The sequence below is a fragment of the Nocardia sputorum genome (assembly GCF_027924405.1).
GTDB lineage: Bacteria > Actinomycetota > Actinomycetes > Mycobacteriales > Mycobacteriaceae > Nocardia > Nocardia sputorum.
On sequence record NZ_AP026978.1, the window covers coordinates 4,152,500 to 4,167,951 of the forward strand.

The window sequence follows — 15,452 nt, forward strand, 5'->3', positions numbered from 1 at the left end:
CTTATGAACGAACCGCAGGCCGGCGACTCGCTGCCGAGCAAGGAGCACCACGAGGGCGGGTTCCGGCCGATGACCGAGCTGGTCGCCGCCCACGAGGCCGCCAAGGACGACATCTCCCGCGGCGGGCCGCACTACGGGCAGTTCATCGAGCAGGTGCGCGGCCTGATGGACCGGGTCCGGCTCGCCTCGCCCTCCGACGAGCTGGCGGTGGAGGCGATCGGCATTCTGAAGGAGCTGAACGACAAGCTCGACGCCGCCCGGGTGGACGAGTGGTCGACGCCCAACTGGACCCGCTTCGACCTGCCTGCCCGCGGCAACATCACCCTGCCGCCGTTCTTGATCGATCACGTCGACCCGGAGCGGGGCGTCGACGCGCGCCTCACCTTCCGCACGTTCCATCTCGGCGGCAACAGCGCCGCTCACGGCGGCCAGATCGCCATCGCCTTCGACGACCTGCTCGGCATGGCGGCGGCGGTGCGTTCGGGCTCGGTGACCAGGACGGCGTCGCTGACCGTGGACTACCGCTCGATCACGCCGCTGAACACCGAGCTGAAGGTGCGGGCGTGGGCCGAACGGCAGGAGGGGCGCAAGGTCTACGTGCGGGCCACCCTGCACGACGGCGACCGGCTGTGCGCGGAGGCCAACGGCCTGTTCATCGTGCTCAAGCCGGGGCAACCCTGACCCACGGCGCTCGCCCCCGAACGAGGAGCATCGGCCGGTCCGGCGCCCCGGCCGCTGAAGTTCGATTGATGGCGTCGAGTCGGAACGGGCAGGCGTGTGAGCCGAATGGCGGCCGCCTGAGCGCACGAAATGCCTTCGCCGCCAGGGCAGCCCGGTGCTCGCCGGCGCACTTGCGACCGGCGAGCGCCGACCGATCACCGCCCCGGGAAATGCGCTTCCCGGTACGCGCCGAACCGGGCGTCCACCTGCTCGGCCGTCAGCCCGAAATCGTCGAGGGTGTAGCGGTGCGCCGGACGCGCGGCGCCCGAGGTGCTCTCCGCGTGCAACGCGGTCATCGCCGCACTCGCCTCGCCGGTCAGCGGCAGTCCGAAGTGCCGGTAGATCGACTCCACCGTGCCGATCGGGTCGGCGACGAACTCGTCGTAGTCGACGTCGCAGAACTGCGCCGCGTCGTGGCGCTTGCGATCGACGAGGAACCGCTCCGCGCCGCGCGCCCACAGATCCAGCTGGGCCGCGCCGACCACCGGGCCGCGGAACTTCTCCGACCAGCCCGCCGACGCCTGCTCGTTCAAGCTGCACACCGACGCGATGATGGTGCGCGGATCGCGGTGCATCTGGATGATCAGCGCGTCCGGATACACCTCGAAAATGGCGTCCAGCGCGAACAAGTGGCTCGGGTTCTTCAGCACCCATCGCTTCTGCGCGTCCGGCAGCCCGATCAGCTGGAGGTTGCGGCGGTGCCTGCGGTAGGCGGGCGTCCAGTCCCGGTCGCGCAGCCACTCGGAATAGGTGGGCAGGTAGGCCAGGCACTCGTAGGACACCGACATGGCCGACTGCCGCAGCAACTGCCAGCACTCCTCGACCTGATCGGCCGAGATATGGTGGACACCCATGAATTCCGGGTGCTCCACGTGGTGCTTGTCGTAGGCGGCCGCGAGCCGCTGGTAGATCGGGTTGCTCGCCCAGGTCTCGCGCGGCGGGCGCGGTTGCGGCATCTCGGTCAGCCACATCTCCAGCCCCTGGTGCGCCGGGTCGGCGTTGAGCAGGCGGTGCACCGCCGTCGTGCCCGAGCGCGGCAGGCCGGTCACGAAGATCGGCCGTTCGATCGCCACGTCGGCGTGCTCCGGAAACTGCCGCCAGGCGGACTCGCTGAGCAACCGGGCGATCAAAGCGCCACGCAGGAAGGCGCGATTCACCTTGTTGCCGAACGGGGTGAGTTCGGCGTCTTTGGCATAGGACTCCAGCAGCACCCCGAGTCCCTCGCGGTAGTCGTCGGTGCCGAAATCGTCCAGCCCGACCACCTTCGTGGCCGACGCGTGCAGATCGTCGATGGTTCCGACGTCGTCCCTACCGATCACGGTCATCTCCTAGTGGTGGAATTCGCCGGCGTTGACGTCCAGGCACGCGCCGGTGATCGCGCGCGCCATGGCGGACGCGAAGAACACGACCGCGTCGGCGATCTCGTCGGGTTCGGGCAGCTTGCGCAGGTCGGTGGTCTTCGCGGTCTCGGCGTAGACCTCCTCCGGGGTGATCCCGCGTTGCTGCGCCAGGTAGTTGAAGTACCACTTCAGGTTGTCGGCCCAGATATAGCCCGGCGCAACGGAATTCACCCGAATACCCTGCGGCCCCAGTTCGGTGGCCAGGCTCTGGGCCAGCGCGAGCAGGCTGGCCTTGGCCATCTTGTACGGGCCGAAGGTCCGCCGCGAGTGGTGCAGCACCGCCGAGTTGATCATCACCACCGACCCCTTGGCCTCGGCGAGGGCGGGCACGAAAAGTCTGGTCAGGCGCAACGCGGCCAGCACGTTCGTCTCGAAGCCGGCGCGCACCTGGTCCAGGTCGACGTCGGCGAGATCCACGATGGGCGGGATGGCGAAGGCATTGTTCACCAGCGTGTCCACCTTGCCGAACGCGCTGTGCGCCGTCTCCACCAGGTTGGCGGCCGCGGCCTCGTCGTTGATGTCGGTCGGCACGACCACCGCGCGCCTGCCGAGCTCGGTGATCTCCTTGGCCACCTCGGTCAGCCGCGACTCGGTCCGGGAGGCGAGCACCACGTCCGCGCCCGCCTTCGCGCTCTGCACGGCGATCGCGCGCCCGAGCCCCGGCCCCACGCCGGAGACGACGACTACCCTGTCCTGCAACAACATCAGCCGAGCATCCTCTCCGCGACGGCGATCTGCCGGGCCGCGATCCGGTCGCGCCACTGCTGCGGCGTGACCCTGGCCTGGTCGTAGAACGGCAGGCGATTCGGCAGGTCCGCGACGGAGACGAGTTCCACGGTCGGCCCGTCGTCGGGCTTCATCTCCCGCGACAGCCGCTGCCAGCGGAACTGCAGGTAGCCCCTGGCGTGCCCCGTCCGCTCGATCCAGTTCGCCAGCCCCGGGTCGCGCTCGCTGACCACCAGCCGGATCATCCCGTCCGGGTCCACGTGCGCCTGGTCGGCCGTGAGGCTGGTCTGGTGGTTGATGTAGTCCAGCGACAGGTACCACATGCTGCCGAGCTGGAAGCCCTGGTAAGGCGCGTCCGACTTGGGCACCGTGATGATCATGGCCTGGTCGTCGTCCAGGTCGTAGTGACCCACCGAGGAGAACTGGGTGCTGAGCCCGCCCGGTGTCTGCCTCGGCTCGGTCAGCGTGTTCACCGGCAGATTGAGATAGAACCACTCCGGGAAGGCGAGGAAGGTCTGCAACCGCGACACCAGCATCTTGCCCGCCACGCCGTACCGCTTGGCCAGCAGGTCCTTGGTCGGCGGCGGCGGCGCGTCGCCGATCCGGTCCACGCGCTGGATGCGGATCGTGCCCGCCTTCTCGGTCGCCCAATCGCTGTGCACTTCGCGCACCACGAGCATCGCCGCGTCGCCGCCGAGGTGGACGTAGCCGGGGCCCGCCTCGCCCGGTCCGAAGCGGATCTCATAGGTGCCGTCCGGCCGGATATCGAGCTCGCGGTCGTCGAAGGCGGTGAGGCTGTCGGGCACGTCCACCGGCGAGTAATTGCCGTTGAGCACCTGGAAGCTCAGGTCGCGGGTGGTGCCGCGGGTGCCGGTCACCACGTATTCCGCGTCCGGCCGCAGATAGGAGTGGTAGTAGAGGGTGTCGGGGTTGTCCAGGCCCATCTTGGTGTACGGCCCGGTGGACATGACGAAGAACGGGAAGTCCCGCTCATAGGCCCAGGCCATCTGCAACGACGCGCGGATGCTGCCCGCCAGATAGTCGTAGCCCTCGACGAGGTCCTGTTCGGTGCGGATGTGCGCGGCTCCGGTGATGATCTGCTCGGCGGCGGCGATGGCGTCCGCGAACGGCTGTGTCAGCAAGAGGCTCTCTCCGGTGTTCCAAATATGTACCACTCTGGTACATTTCGATAGGACAAAGATTAGAACGTGTTCTAGGAGTGGTCAATGGTCGGCCGTCGGTCCGCGCCCACCGCACGCGTGGTGCAGGTCCTGGATTTCTTCGTCGAACAGCGCGGGAAACGCTTCGGGCTCTCCGAGCTCGCCCGCGAACTCGACCTGGCCAAACCCACCTGCCTGGGCATCCTCACCGAGCTGACCGCGGGCGGTTACCTGATGCGCGACGCCCAGACCCGCACCTACGGACTCGGACCGGCGCTGATCGCGGCGGGCCGGGTGGCACAGGACAGCTTCGCCATCTCCGCGCTCGCCCGCGTCGAGCTGGAGAAACTCTCCGCGCGCTACCACACGACCTGCACCGCGTCGGCGGTGGTCGGCGAGCAGATCATGGTGCTGGAGAGCACCGGGCCCGGCCTGGTGAAGGTGGGGGCGGCCTACCACTTCGCACCTCCGGTCGGCTTGATGTACGTGCTCTGGGACACCGACGCGGCTTTCGACGCCTGGCTGGCCAAGCCGCCGGCGGTGCCGCTGCGACAGGACGAGGCGCGCCTGCGCCAGGTCGTCGCCGAATGCCGCGAGCGCGGATTCCTGGTGGAGAGCATGACCACGGCCGGGCGGCGGCTGTACTCACTGCTGGCCGGTGTCGCCGACCGCGATTTACCTCCCGAGCTGCGCGAACTGGTCGCCGAACTGGTGACAAGCCTGGGCGAGCGGGTGTACCTCGGCGCGGATCTGCGGCCCCGCAAAGAGCACGCCGTGAGCCTGCTCGCCGCACCGACCTACGACGGCGACGGCAGGCAGAACATGGTGCTCACGATGTACGTCGGCCGCTCCATCACCGGGGCCGAGATCGCCCGCCGCGGGGGCGCGCTGGTGGCCGCCGCCGATGCCGTGACGGCGAACTCGGGCGGCCGCAGACCATTGACCGACGACCGAAACGTGTTCTAGTTTTGCGGTGTGAGCCAGTACGCGAAGTCGACGGCGAGCACCTACGAGCTGCCCCATTTGGACGCGCTCGAGGCCGAGTCGGCGCACATATTCCGTGAAGTGGCAGCGACATTCGAGCGCCCGGTGTTGCTGTTCTCCGGCGGCAAGGATTCGGTGGTGATGCTGCACTTGGCGGCCAAGGCCTTCTGGCCCGCGCCGCTACCGTTCCCCGTGCTGCACATCGACACCGGGCACAATTTCGACGAGGTGATCGCCTACCGCGACGAGACGGTGGCGCGCCTGGGGTTGCGCCTGGTGGTCGGGCGGGTGCAGGACGACATCGATGCCGGACGCGCGGTCGAGGAGACCGGGCCGCGCGCCTCCCGCAACCGGTTGCAGACCACGACGCTGCTGCGCTCGATCCAAGAGGGATCCTTCGACGCGGTCTTCGGCGGTGCCCGCCGCGACGAGGAGAAGGCCCGCGCCAAGGAGCGAGTGTTCAGCTTCCGCGACGAGTACGGCCAGTGGGATCCGCGCAGACAGCGCCCCGAGCTGTGGAACCTGTACAACGGCAGGCACCGGGCCGGCGAGCACATCCGGGTGTTCCCGCTGTCGAACTGGACCGAGCTGGACATCTGGAGCTACATCGCCGCCGAAGACATCGAACTGCCGCCGCTGTATTACGCACACCGCAGGCCGGTGGTGCAGCGCGATGGAATGCTGCTGGCACACACGCGTTTTCTCCAGCTGCTCGACGGCGAGGAGCCGTACGAGGCCACGGTGCGTTTCCGCACGGTGGGCGACGCGACCTGCACCGGCTGCGTGGAGTCCACCGCGGCCACGCCCGCGGAGGTGGTCGCCGAGGTCGCCGCGGCGCGGGTCACCGAGCGCGGCGCCACCCGAGCCGACGACCGCATCTCCGAGGCGGGGATGGAAGACCGCAAACGCGAAGGCTACTTCTGATGACGACCACACTGTTGCGCCTGGCCACCGCGGGCAGCGTCGACGACGGCAAATCCACGCTGATCGGCAGGCTGCTGTTCGACTCCAAGACGCTGTTCACCGATCAGCTCGCCGCGGTGGAGCGGACCAGCCGCGACCGCGGCGACGACTATCCCAACTTGGCACTGCTCACCGACGGCCTGCGCGCCGAACGCGAACAGGGCATCACCATCGACGTGGCGCATCGCTATTTCGCCACGCCCAAAAGGAAATTCATTATCGCCGACACCCCGGGGCACGTGCAGTACACCCGGAACATGGTGACCGGCGCGTCCACCGCCGACCTGGCGCTGATCCTGGTGGACGCCCGCAAAGGCGTGGTGGAGCAGACCCGCAGGCACGCGTTCCTGGCCAGTTTGCTCGGCATCCCACACCTGGTGTTGTGCGTGAACAAGATGGACCTGGCGGACTGGTCGCAGGACCGGTTCGAAGAGATCCGCGAGGAATTCGCGCGTTTCGCCTCCAAACTGGACGTCTCCGATCTGACCTTCGTGCCCGTGTCGGCGCTGCACGGTGACAACATCGTGCACCGGGGCGCGAGCATGCCGTGGTATGAGGGCACTCCCCTGCTGCACCATCTCGAGGAGGTGCACATCGCCTCGGACCGCAACCTGATCGACTCGCGCTTCCCGGTGCAGTACGTCACGCGCAGCCACGCGCAGGATTTCCGCGGGTACGCGGGCACGGTGGCGGGTGGCGTCTTCAAGCCGGGCGACGAAGTGGCGGTGCTGCCGTCCGGCTTCACCACCACGGTCGAGGCGATCTGGGGTCCTGGCGGCGCGCCCGTCGCGGAAGCTTTCCCACCGCAGGCGGTCACCATCCAGCTCGCCGACGAACTGGACATCTCCCGCGGCGATCTGATCTGCCGCCCGAACAACCGCCCGACCGCGGGGCGCGATCTCGACGCGATGGTGTGCTGGTTCGCCGAGGACACCCAGCTCACGCCCGGCGCGACCTACACCATCCGGCACACCACCCGCGCGGCCACCGCAGAGGTGCGCTCCCTGGACTACCGGCTGGACGTCAACACGCTGCACCGCGACGAGCACGCGGAGTCGTTGTCGCTCAACGAGATCGGCCGCGTCCAGCTGCGCACCCGCCAACCCTTGCTGTTCGACCCGTACCGCCGCAACCGCGCCACCGGCAGCTTCATCCTCGTCGACGACACGACGAACAACACCGTCGCCGCGGGCATGATCACCGGCCCCAGCCTGCCGTCCTCCCGGGTGGTCTGGCACTCCACCGCCGTCGAGCGCGACGAGCGCGCCACCCGCGGCCTCACGGTCTGGCTGACGGGGTTGTCCGGCTCCGGGAAATCCACCGTCGCTGTCGAATTGGAGCGCAGGTTGGTCGCCGCGGGCCGTCCGGCGTTCCTCCTCGACGGGGACAACCTGCGCCACGGCCTCAACTCGGATCTCGGGTTCAGCGCGGCCGACCGCGAAGAGAACGTCCGCCGCGTCGGCGAAGTGGCGAAATTGTTCGCCGAAGCCGGTGTGGTGGCGGTCGTTTCGCTGATCAGCCCCTACCGCGCCGACCGCGATCGCGTTCGCGCCGCCCACGAGGCGGCGGGCATCCCCTTCCTGGAGGTTTTCGTGGACACGCCACTGGCGGTCTGCGAGGCCCGCGACCCCAAGGGCATGTACGCCAAAGCCCGCGCGGGCGAGATCCGCGGTTTCACCGGCATCGACGACCCGTACGAAGCGCCGACCGAAGCCGAGATCGTGCTACGGCCCGACCACGGGGATCCGGCGTCGATGGCAGCGACGATCATCGCGCGGTTGAGCCGAATGGACTGAGCCCCGCACCTCGAAGGGCAGACGGCGCTCGTCCGTCTGCCCTTCGACTTCCCCGAATCGGTCGCGCCCGTTCGAGCCCGGCTTCGTGGATCGGCTATCCCCTCCACAGTCGATACACCGAAGCCGGTTCGTGGCGACATCGCCGTAGTCGGTTCGGATACGAGCGTAGAGCGATAGGATCTGATTGTAAAGCGCTAGATACCTAGCCCATGCGCTCTGATCCTGTACCGCCGGATACCATGTTTCCACGGTGTGGGGCTGAATCGGGAGGTTGGTGGCACAGGTCGTGTCTGGGGACGGAGAGGACGTCACCGAGGAGCCGACGGAGGACGCCGGTCCCATCGCGCGGCACCTCAATCGGGTGATCGCCGCTGCCCAGCAGCGGGATGCACGGGGCTACTCCAATAAGGACATCGCCGAACGCTCGACCGCGCTCGGCTATCCACTCAGCCCGGCTCAGGTCTCGCATATCCGGCTCGGACGTGTCCGCAATCCCAGTTTCCGCACCATCGAGGGCATTTCCGTTGCGCTGGGCGTGGACGTGCGCGAGTTCCTCGACGGCGCCGCCGCACAGCAAGCCGACATCGACTCACGGCTGGCCGCGCAGCTTTCCGAGGCGGGCGTCGAGGCGATCGGCTTCCGCCTGTCCGAACTCAGCACACTGAACGAACTGGGCAGGTCGACCTTCGGGGCCATAGTCGGCAACATCCTGCGCGATCTCCAGCAGCACGAACTCTATCGCCGACCGGCCGCTACGGGGGAAGACGAGGGGACCTCCGGCTGAGCGATCGGCTGTCGCCATCAGAGCCGCAGATCCGCCGCCGAGATCCGCGGCGCAGCGCCAGGCCGGAAGGTCGCTTGCGCTATCGGGCGGCGCACTTCGGTATACGAATCCAGCGCAGCGGCAATGGAGTTCGCACTGCGCAGGGTCTTCGCCAAGACGATCGCGTCCTCGATGGCAGAAGTCGCCCCTCGTCCCGCCGCCGGTGAAACAGCGTGCGCAGCGTCGCCGATCAGCACGGTGTCCGCGTTGTGCCAGCTTCCCTCGGGTTCGAGTTCGTACAGTGCGATCGGCGCGCTCACTTCGGAGCGCTCCAGCACTTCCACGACCGGCGTGACCCGCAGCGCCTCGAGGAACACGTCGGGATCGATCGTCGTGGCCGCGGACGCGACGTTTCGTCTGCTGAACCAGAACGATCCGTCGCGATCGTCCCCCACGTACCCCACCACTCCTTCCGGATGCGACCAGAAGTGCAGCACGTTCGTCGGCAGCCCACGCACCGGAGCCGGGAAGTGCCCGTACCGGATCACCTGGCCGGTGTAGGTGGGCTCGCGGCAATCACCGAGCATGCGCCGGGTAGCCGAACGAGCGCCGTCCGCGCCGACCAGCAGATCACCCGTGCGCTCACCGGGCTCGGCCCGAGTTCCGTACGCGCAAGGAATATCCGCTCGGTCCAGGCCTTCGCGCAACACGGCCAAGAGATCCCTGCGCCACACATGGGTACTGGACCAGCGATGACCGGGCTCGGTACGGGCGAAGGAACTCGTCCGTCCGGTGACCGTGTCGACGGTGCTGACGCTGACCACCGGGAATCCGGCCGCCCTGACCTGCTCCCCCAGTCCGATCTGGTCCAGCGCGGTCGACGCCGCGGGGCCGAGCGTGACCCATCCGCCCACATCGGCCGTGCGCGTCGCGCTCTCGTAGACCTGCACCGTCGCACCGACTTTCGCCAGCGCGAGCGCGGCACATGCCCCTCCGATACCGCAACCCACGACTTCGGCTCGAAACATCAGCTCACACCTTCGCGGCGGGGCGGAACCATCGACGACGCACCCGAATCATGTCTTCCCCCAGGCTGGCCGCCAAGGCCACGAGCAGTTTACGGTCGGCGTCGAACGTATCAGCCTTGTCCACGGCCGCGCGGTGCGGCTCGCCGTACAGCACCGGCCGCTCGCGATTGGCCGTGGCGACGCGCTGGAGTTCGCGCGCGTACCCGGAAAGGGTCGCGGTGGATGTCGGGTCGACTTGGGGACTGAGCAGCATCAGGGCATCGCGAATGTCGACCATCATCGCTTGACGCCGCTCGAGGACGGCCGCCAGGGGTTGCCGGAGACGGAAACCGGGGTTCGGCCGTTCCGGAAGGAACCGGGTGATCACACCGACCGCGAAACGCCACAGCCGCCAGAGCAGCAGAACGTCACGCAGCGCCCCGAGGCCGACGACCACGGCTCGGATCCGCATCACCAAGCCATACCACGACACACCCAGAAGGAAGATGAACTGCCCCAGATAGACCTCCCATCGACCGAGCACGACGAGCGCTCGCGGTGGCTTCGCCGATGCGGCGTAATACCCGAGCTGAATCGTGAACGCCACGGTCGCGGCGAGCATCAACACCGCGCCTATCACTGCCAGCATGATCCCGTGCGCGGGCGTCCCCGACAGCAGGCGCAGGTATGCGACACAGTAGAAAACGATCAACACCCCGATCGGCACGGTGATCACTTTCTCCCCGAGCGAGAAACCGATCACGGCAGGGTCGGTGAACCCATAGGGCTTCGCGTCCGGGCCTGCGGCGACAGCACACACCGCCAGCACGGCGATGGAGGCGAGCAGCGGAACGGCGATGGCGATCAGGATCTTCTTCGTCTGCGCGGTGTGCCGCGCGGCCAGTACGAAGAACGCCACGATGCAGACCTTGCCGCCCACCAGCAGCACGGTGCCGATGAACTCGTATTCCATCGCGGTCAGCAACCACGGGTCCGAGCGATCCTGGACGTACTCTCCGAAGGAATATCCCGACGCGAGGAAGAAGAACGCCCCGACCACCGCGAGCAGAGCGACGTCCTTGTTGCGGCGGTACTGATTCGCCTTCCAGATCATGGCCACGGTGAATGCCGCGATGAGCCACCCGTGCGGTATGTAGATCACAGCCAGCCCATTCTCTCCTGCAGCGGCAGGGACAGATCTTCGGTCCGCTGCAGCGGACGCAGGGCGCGTTGCCGATCGAGTACCCGGCCCACCTGGTACGCCCACCGCGCGAGCAGGTTCGCCGTGTACTCCGCTTCCCATTCCCGCTCCGGGGACATCGCCGAATGTCTATGCACGCTTCCGGTCTCGTAGTGCCCGGCGATGATGTGCCCGAACTCGTGCCCGATGCCGTGGTCCTGATGCCAGGCGGGTGTCGCCTTCTGGTACGCGATGACGTACGTGTCGGGCGGCGCGGAGAGTTTCAGCGTCATCGCGAAGAAGCAATCGACCGGCAGCAGCCTTTCTTGCAGAAGCACCGTCGCGCCGGTGAATTCGCAGTAGCGCTCGATCAGCTGGCGCATGGTCAGCAGTTCACGCACCTCCATGCGCTGGAGCAGCAGCCGGGTGCGATGTTCGATCTCGCGCACCATCGCGGGGTTCGGGACGAAGCGCGATCCCGCGTCCTGTCCGTTTCCGGCCATCGCCGCCGTATCGGCAGTCGCGCGTCTCACGCGCCCGCGCCACACGGGAATCATCAGACGTCACACTCCGCAGCCCCCACCGCCCGACCTTCGGCAACCGGTGCGTCGAACGGTACGAATACGATGCCGAGCGCCGCGCCTGATCGACCGATGTCGTCCCAGAGCCCCCGTGCCCGGCGGTTCGGCGTTCAAAGTACCACCACCGCGACCGGACAGCATCAACCCGAATCGTCTGTGGCAAACGTCGCATTGGCGGTGGATCGGTCGTCATCGCACGGCTCGGCGCGAGACTGTTTCGCTCGGCCGGACGGGACTAGTGCCGCGTCAAGCAACCTTCGGTAGGTAATCAGGGTGCCGGATCTTGGAGTTGACGGCGAAGTCGCGTTTGGGTCGGGCGTGCTGGTTGTACCAGCGGATGTAGGCGCCGATCGCGGCGTCTTGTTCGTCGTGGCTGCGGTGATCGGTGCCGTTCAACGCGAAGTAGCGTAGAGCCGCGAATTCGGACTCGATCCAGTTCAACCACGACGAATAGGTCGGTAGGAACACCAGTTCCACGTCGTTGACCGCGGCCCAGGCGCGCACCTCGGCTCGCTTGTGCGGGGAGAAGTTGTCGACGATGACGTAGAGCCTTTCGCCAGGCCAGCGCGCCCGCAGCGACTTCAGCAACGACAGGAACTCTTGCCACCGTTTACGGTCCCGGATCCGATAGTGGAGCTTGCCGGTCGACAGGTCCAAAGCACCGAGCAGGTGCCGCACGCCCTGGGTGCGCCGGTAGGTCGCCCGCAACCGCCTCGGGATCCGTCGCGGGAACCAGCCACGACCAGCGCGGGGTTGCAGGTTCAGCGGCCCGAACTCGTCCACACAGACCACCCGCCCATCGGTGGGCCGATGGTCGTAGAGGTCCAGGACGCGGTTCATCTTCGCGGTGAACTCCGGATCGGTGCCCGCCTTCCAAGTCTTGACCGCTTGCCACGACACCCCCTCGGCTTTGAGGATCTTGCGCAGAGTTTCGCGGCTGATCTCAACGATTCCGTTGGTGAGCAACACTTCTCGCAGTTTCGACAGACTCCACACCGAGAACGGCCAGCCCAGATCCCGCGGGCAGCACCGAGCGATGCAGGCGATGCGTTCACGCGTCGCCCGATCCACCTTCTTCGGCCTGCCCGCGCTCCATTTTGGGTCCAGCGCGTCGAACCCCCGCTCGTTGAACTCGTGGATCACCTGCCGCACATACGCCTCGCTGACCTGCATCAACCTCGCGATCGCGGGCACCGGCTGCCGCTGCGCCGAGGCCATCACCACGATCGCTCGTCGCGTCCTGATCGGCTGTTTGCTCGTCTTGGTGATCTTCTGCAACCGGCGCCCCTCCTCCGGGGTCACCGCCCGCACAAACACTTCCGGCCTCCGGGCCACCGACACCACCTCCACCGGCAGCATCACCGGACACGCGCCCACGATCAACCCGACACCCGGTTACCGAGGCAACCTACTTAGACGAGGCACTAGCCCGTGTTCTCCCCGCGCGGCGGGCCAAGAGCGGCGCGGACCGTGTCACGTAACCAGCGCTGAGCCGGGTCGGTGTTGTGGGCCTCCGTCCCGAGGTCGATCACCGTCGCGTCACCGAGTTGTTCGATGAGGGTCACACCGATCTCCACCGGCGCCGGATAGGCCGAATCCGGACCGAGGTCGTCAGTTGCGCCGAAGATCGGCAGCTTGTCGATCAAGCTGTGCGTCACGCCGTCGATGTCGGTGAATTCCACCTCGATGATGCCCGGCTGGTAGTCCGACACCCATCGGACGGCTTTCCCCCAAATAATCGCCATTACGTCAATATGCCAGCCGACTCGACGCTCTGCCCAACGCGCAGCCACCGGTCGCGCTGGCACCACCGGCAGCCCACCAGCGGAGACCGGTGCTTCTACCGCTGACACTCCGCCATGCCGAGGAAGTCACCGGCCCGTCGCGACGATGGGCCGGTGTTCCGGCGATTCCAAACGCTCGTGACGATTGCGACCGACAGGTCAATGGCGGCCTGGTCGGCGCGGGTACGTGGAAGGACGCATCCGGCCGGTGATCCGGAGTGTCTCTTTCGCCGCGCATTTCCACGAGCATTCGTTCGCATCGCACTCCAAATGCACCTGCATGAGCGCGTGCGCATCACCGAGAGCGAATTCCGGGCCGTCCGTCGGCTCTACCGCAGGCCAACCCAGCGGCGGCCAGCCCAGCAGGCACAGTTGCTCATGACCGACACGTTCGGCGATGTGATAGACGCTCGGGCCGCGCAGCGGTTTTCGCCACCATCTGCTCGCGGCGAAGAAGACCGTCAGCAGTACCGCGACCGCTGCCGCCCCCACCATCAGGGCCGCGCTGAACTCGGACCAGCCGGACATCAAACGCCCACCCCGCTCTCCGATGACCCGAACGGCGGCCAGCGGTGCCCGCGCTCCCACATCTGCTCGGGCGCGACGACGATGAGCGCCACCTCCTCGGTGAGCCCACGCCGGGCGGTCCAGATGTGCTCCCGAGTCGGAGCGATGACGGCCGAAGCGCCCACCCGGCGGATCGCCTGTACGAGCAGCAGTGTCGGCATCAGCGCATCGCGATCCACGACCAACACTTCCGGCTCGGGATACCCTTTTCGCGCGGCTAGCGCCCGAATCGCGCGCTCCTCACCTGCGTGATCGTTGCCGGACTGATCCAGCCTGATGTAACCGAGCGCGATTTCCGCCATGTCCGCCCCTTATCCGTCGATGTGGTGTGGCAACCGGCGCCGGGGATCCCTGGATCCTGGGAACGCAATCGGTGCCGGGATGAGAGATGTACTCACCCGGTGCCGAGGCCGGAACAGACTGTGACCGACGGACAAGACAGCGAATCGGCAAAACATTTGTCACCCTGGGGATAACGAAGTCTGTGGAATGGAACCCGTGATGACGATGACCCAGGAATCCGGTGTCGGCGACAAAGTACGTGTCGCAAGGAAGCTAGCGGGATGGAGCCAGGAGAAACTCGCGCGGGAAGCGAACTTCTCGGCGAGCTTGGTCCGCAAGGTCGAACGCGGCCGGGCGCCCGCGTCTCCGGCTTTCGTCGCGGCCTGCGCCCGCGCGCTGCGGGTGAACCTCGCCGACCTCCTCGAGCAGCCCTACCCGCGCCAGACTCGCGACGAACAGCAAGTGCACGCCGGAGTACCCGAGATCCGCCGTGAACTGGCCGCGTACAAGATCGAGCCGGACGGCACGATGAACTCCCGACCCGAAGCCGAACTCGCCGCCGACGTCGCAAAGGCGTCCGCAATGCGTCACTCGGTCAGCCTCGGTGATCTCGGCACGCTTCTGCCCGGCCTGCTCGCGGACCTGCGCGTCGCCTGGCACTCCGCGACCGGAGCGGAGCGCGAGCGCCTCTTCGGGCTGCTCGCCGAAGCGTTCGCCGCGACCGGGCAACTCGTGTACAAACTCGGCTATATCGATCTTTCCTCGCTGTGTGTCGAGCGGTACGAATGGGCAGCCGCGCGATCCGGTGATCAACTGGCCGTGCTCGCGGGCGATTATCAGCGCGCGGGCGAGCTGATCTGCACGGCCGAGTGGTCGACCGCCCTCCGCTTCCTGGAAGCCAGCCGGTCCACCATCGAATCCGAGATCGGCGGCAACGATCCGGCCGTCCTCAGTATGTGGGGCAATTTGCACTTGAAATCCGGTCTCGCCGCAGCTCGTGCGGGTCGGCGCGACGTAGCCGACCAACACCTCGCCGAAGCGCGGGAGACTGCCCGCCGCCTCGGTGGCGACCGAGACGATTACCGGCTTTGCTTCGGCGTCACGAATGTCGACATCTGGTCGGTCGGGCTGGCCGTAGAGATGATGGATGGCACCGAGGCGGTGAAACGTGCCGAGCACGTGCGTCTTCCGGTCACGACGCCCCGGGAGCGCGCAGGCCACCATTACATCGACCTGGCCCGCGGATTCCTGCTCCACGGCGACCGCACAAAAGCCCTTACCTCGCTACGGAAGGCCAAGGAGATCGCACCGACGCAAACCCGCTACCACCCCATGGTGCACGAGACCATCCGCGTCCTCGCCCGCGACGACGCACGAAGCAACGAGAGCGTGCGAGGCTTCGCCGCTTGGTGCGGGATCAATCGCGGTTGAGGAGTTCGACCGTACGGCGATACGTTCACTCCTTGCTCAGCTGGCTCCCCAGCGGCCCTGCGCTGCTCGAGGACCTGCACAGCGGGTGCTCCTACAGCTGACGTTCGA

The 15,452-nt window shown here is 67.3% G+C and carries 16 protein-coding genes; 6 read left to right on the plus strand and 10 right to left on the minus strand.

All coding sequences use genetic code 11. From position 1 onward, the window contains the following. The first annotated feature begins 3 nt into the window (after positions 1-3). On the plus strand, positions 4-681 hold the full coding sequence (locus QMG86_RS18650; protein WP_281873658.1) for a PaaI family thioesterase: 678 nt from the start codon (positions 4-6) through the stop codon (positions 679-681). 194 nt (positions 682-875) lie between these two features. Here QMG86_RS18650 and QMG86_RS18655 read toward each other — a convergent pair whose 3' ends face one another. From QMG86_RS18655 to QMG86_RS18665, 3 genes are read right to left on the minus strand one after another with little or no spacing between them, the layout of a single operon-like run. After that, complete coding sequence (locus QMG86_RS18655; RefSeq protein WP_281873660.1) at positions 876-2,039, minus strand: sulfotransferase family protein; 1,164 nt, start codon at positions 2,037-2,039, stop codon at positions 876-878. A 9-nt stretch (positions 2,040-2,048) separates the two neighbouring features. Then, the gene (locus tag QMG86_RS18660) at positions 2,049-2,825 is read right to left on the minus strand and encodes an SDR family oxidoreductase (protein WP_281873662.1); all 777 of its coding nucleotides are present in this window, start codon (positions 2,823-2,825) and stop codon (positions 2,049-2,051) included. Continuing rightward, positions 2,825-3,988 (minus strand): hypothetical protein, encoded by a 1,164-nt coding sequence (locus tag QMG86_RS18665; protein ID WP_281873664.1) that lies wholly within the window; start codon positions 3,986-3,988, stop codon positions 2,825-2,827. Before QMG86_RS18665 ends, QMG86_RS18660 begins: the two co-directional genes overlap by 1 nt. A gap of 84 nt (positions 3,989-4,072) precedes the next feature. Between QMG86_RS18665 and QMG86_RS18670 the strand changes: the two genes are divergently transcribed. The 4 genes from QMG86_RS18670 (at position 4,073) to QMG86_RS18685 (ending at position 8,533) form a co-directional block, all read left to right on the plus strand. Continuing rightward, entirely contained in the window at positions 4,073-4,972 is a 900-nt protein-coding gene (locus QMG86_RS18670; protein ID WP_281873665.1) for a helix-turn-helix domain-containing protein, read from the plus strand. A 9-nt stretch (positions 4,973-4,981) separates the two neighbouring features. Then, the gene (cysD, locus tag QMG86_RS18675; protein ID WP_281873667.1) at positions 4,982-5,914 is read left to right on the plus strand and encodes a sulfate adenylyltransferase subunit CysD; all 933 of its coding nucleotides are present in this window, start codon (positions 4,982-4,984) and stop codon (positions 5,912-5,914) included. Beyond that, positions 5,914-7,749 carry an adenylyl-sulfate kinase gene (cysC, locus tag QMG86_RS18680; protein ID WP_281873669.1) on the plus strand — a complete coding sequence of 612 codons (1,836 nt, stop codon included), beginning with the start codon at positions 5,914-5,916 and terminating at the stop codon, positions 7,747-7,749. Before cysD ends, cysC begins: the two co-directional genes overlap by 1 nt. Before the next feature lie 286 nt (positions 7,750-8,035). After that, positions 8,036-8,533: a helix-turn-helix domain-containing protein gene (locus tag QMG86_RS18685; protein ID WP_281873671.1), complete on the plus strand. Its 498-nt coding sequence runs from the start codon at positions 8,036-8,038 to the stop codon at positions 8,531-8,533. 17 nt (positions 8,534-8,550) lie between these two features. Here the strand turns inward: QMG86_RS18685 and QMG86_RS18690 are convergent, their stop codons facing one another. The 7 genes from QMG86_RS18690 to QMG86_RS18720 form a co-directional block, all read right to left on the minus strand. Further along, positions 8,551-9,540: an FAD-dependent oxidoreductase gene (locus tag QMG86_RS18690; RefSeq protein WP_281873673.1), complete on the minus strand. Its 990-nt coding sequence runs from the start codon at positions 9,538-9,540 to the stop codon at positions 8,551-8,553. Between the two features lie 4 nt (positions 9,541-9,544). Continuing rightward, positions 9,545-10,681, minus strand: coding sequence for a hypothetical protein (locus QMG86_RS18695; RefSeq protein ID WP_281873675.1), 1,137 nt, complete (start codon positions 10,679-10,681; stop codon positions 9,545-9,547). Further along, positions 10,678-11,232 carry a hypothetical protein gene (locus QMG86_RS18700; RefSeq protein ID WP_281873677.1) on the minus strand — a complete coding sequence of 185 codons (555 nt, stop codon included), beginning with the start codon at positions 11,230-11,232 and terminating at the stop codon, positions 10,678-10,680. The genes QMG86_RS18695 and QMG86_RS18700 overlap by 4 nt, the downstream gene beginning before the upstream one ends. 294 nt (positions 11,233-11,526) lie before the next feature. Next, positions 11,527-12,657, minus strand: coding sequence for an IS630 family transposase (locus QMG86_RS18705; protein WP_281873679.1), 1,131 nt, complete (start codon positions 12,655-12,657; stop codon positions 11,527-11,529). Positions 12,658-12,704: 47 nt separating this feature from the next. Then, the gene (locus QMG86_RS18710) at positions 12,705-13,025 is read right to left on the minus strand and encodes a hypothetical protein (protein WP_281873681.1); all 321 of its coding nucleotides are present in this window, start codon (positions 13,023-13,025) and stop codon (positions 12,705-12,707) included. Between the two features lie 198 nt (positions 13,026-13,223). Continuing rightward, positions 13,224-13,592, minus strand: coding sequence for a hypothetical protein (locus QMG86_RS18715; protein ID WP_281873682.1), 369 nt, complete (start codon positions 13,590-13,592; stop codon positions 13,224-13,226). Further along, positions 13,592-13,933, minus strand: a complete 342-nt coding sequence (locus QMG86_RS18720) for a hypothetical protein (protein WP_281873683.1) — start codon at positions 13,931-13,933, stop codon at positions 13,592-13,594. Before QMG86_RS18720 ends, QMG86_RS18715 begins: the two co-directional genes overlap by 1 nt. A gap of 199 nt (positions 13,934-14,132) precedes the next feature. Between QMG86_RS18720 and QMG86_RS18725 the strand changes: the two genes are divergently transcribed. Further along, entirely contained in the window at positions 14,133-15,344 is a 1,212-nt protein-coding gene (locus tag QMG86_RS18725; protein WP_281873684.1) for a helix-turn-helix domain-containing protein, read from the plus strand. The last annotated feature ends 108 nt before the right edge of the window (positions 15,345-15,452 follow it).

What these genes read in the sequence shown, in the direction of transcription:
- QMG86_RS18660 (WP_281873662.1), bottom strand. Translation starts at nt 2,825, where the DNA reads ATGTTGTTGCAGGACAGGGTAGTCGTCGTCTCCGGCGTGGGGCCGGGG.
- QMG86_RS18715 (WP_281873682.1), bottom strand. Translation starts at nt 13,592, where the DNA reads ATGTCCGGCTGGTCCGAGTTCAGCGCGGCCCTGATGGTGGGGGCGGCA.
- QMG86_RS18690 (WP_281873673.1), bottom strand. Translation starts at nt 9,540, where the DNA reads ATGTTTCGAGCCGAAGTCGTGGGTTGCGGTATCGGAGGGGCATGTGCC.
- QMG86_RS18670 (WP_281873665.1), top strand. Translation starts at nt 4,073, where the DNA reads ATGGTCGGCCGTCGGTCCGCGCCCACCGCACGCGTGGTGCAGGTCCTG.
- QMG86_RS18650 (WP_281873658.1), top strand. Translation starts at nt 4, where the DNA reads ATGAACGAACCGCAGGCCGGCGACTCGCTGCCGAGCAAGGAGCACCAC.
- cysC (WP_281873669.1), top strand. Translation starts at nt 5,914, where the DNA reads ATGACGACCACACTGTTGCGCCTGGCCACCGCGGGCAGCGTCGACGAC.
- QMG86_RS18720 (WP_281873683.1), bottom strand. Translation starts at nt 13,933, where the DNA reads ATGGCGGAAATCGCGCTCGGTTACATCAGGCTGGATCAGTCCGGCAAC.
- QMG86_RS18725 (WP_281873684.1), top strand. Translation starts at nt 14,133, where the DNA reads ATGACGATGACCCAGGAATCCGGTGTCGGCGACAAAGTACGTGTCGCA.
- QMG86_RS18710 (WP_281873681.1), bottom strand. Translation starts at nt 13,025, where the DNA reads ATGGCGATTATTTGGGGGAAAGCCGTCCGATGGGTGTCGGACTACCAG.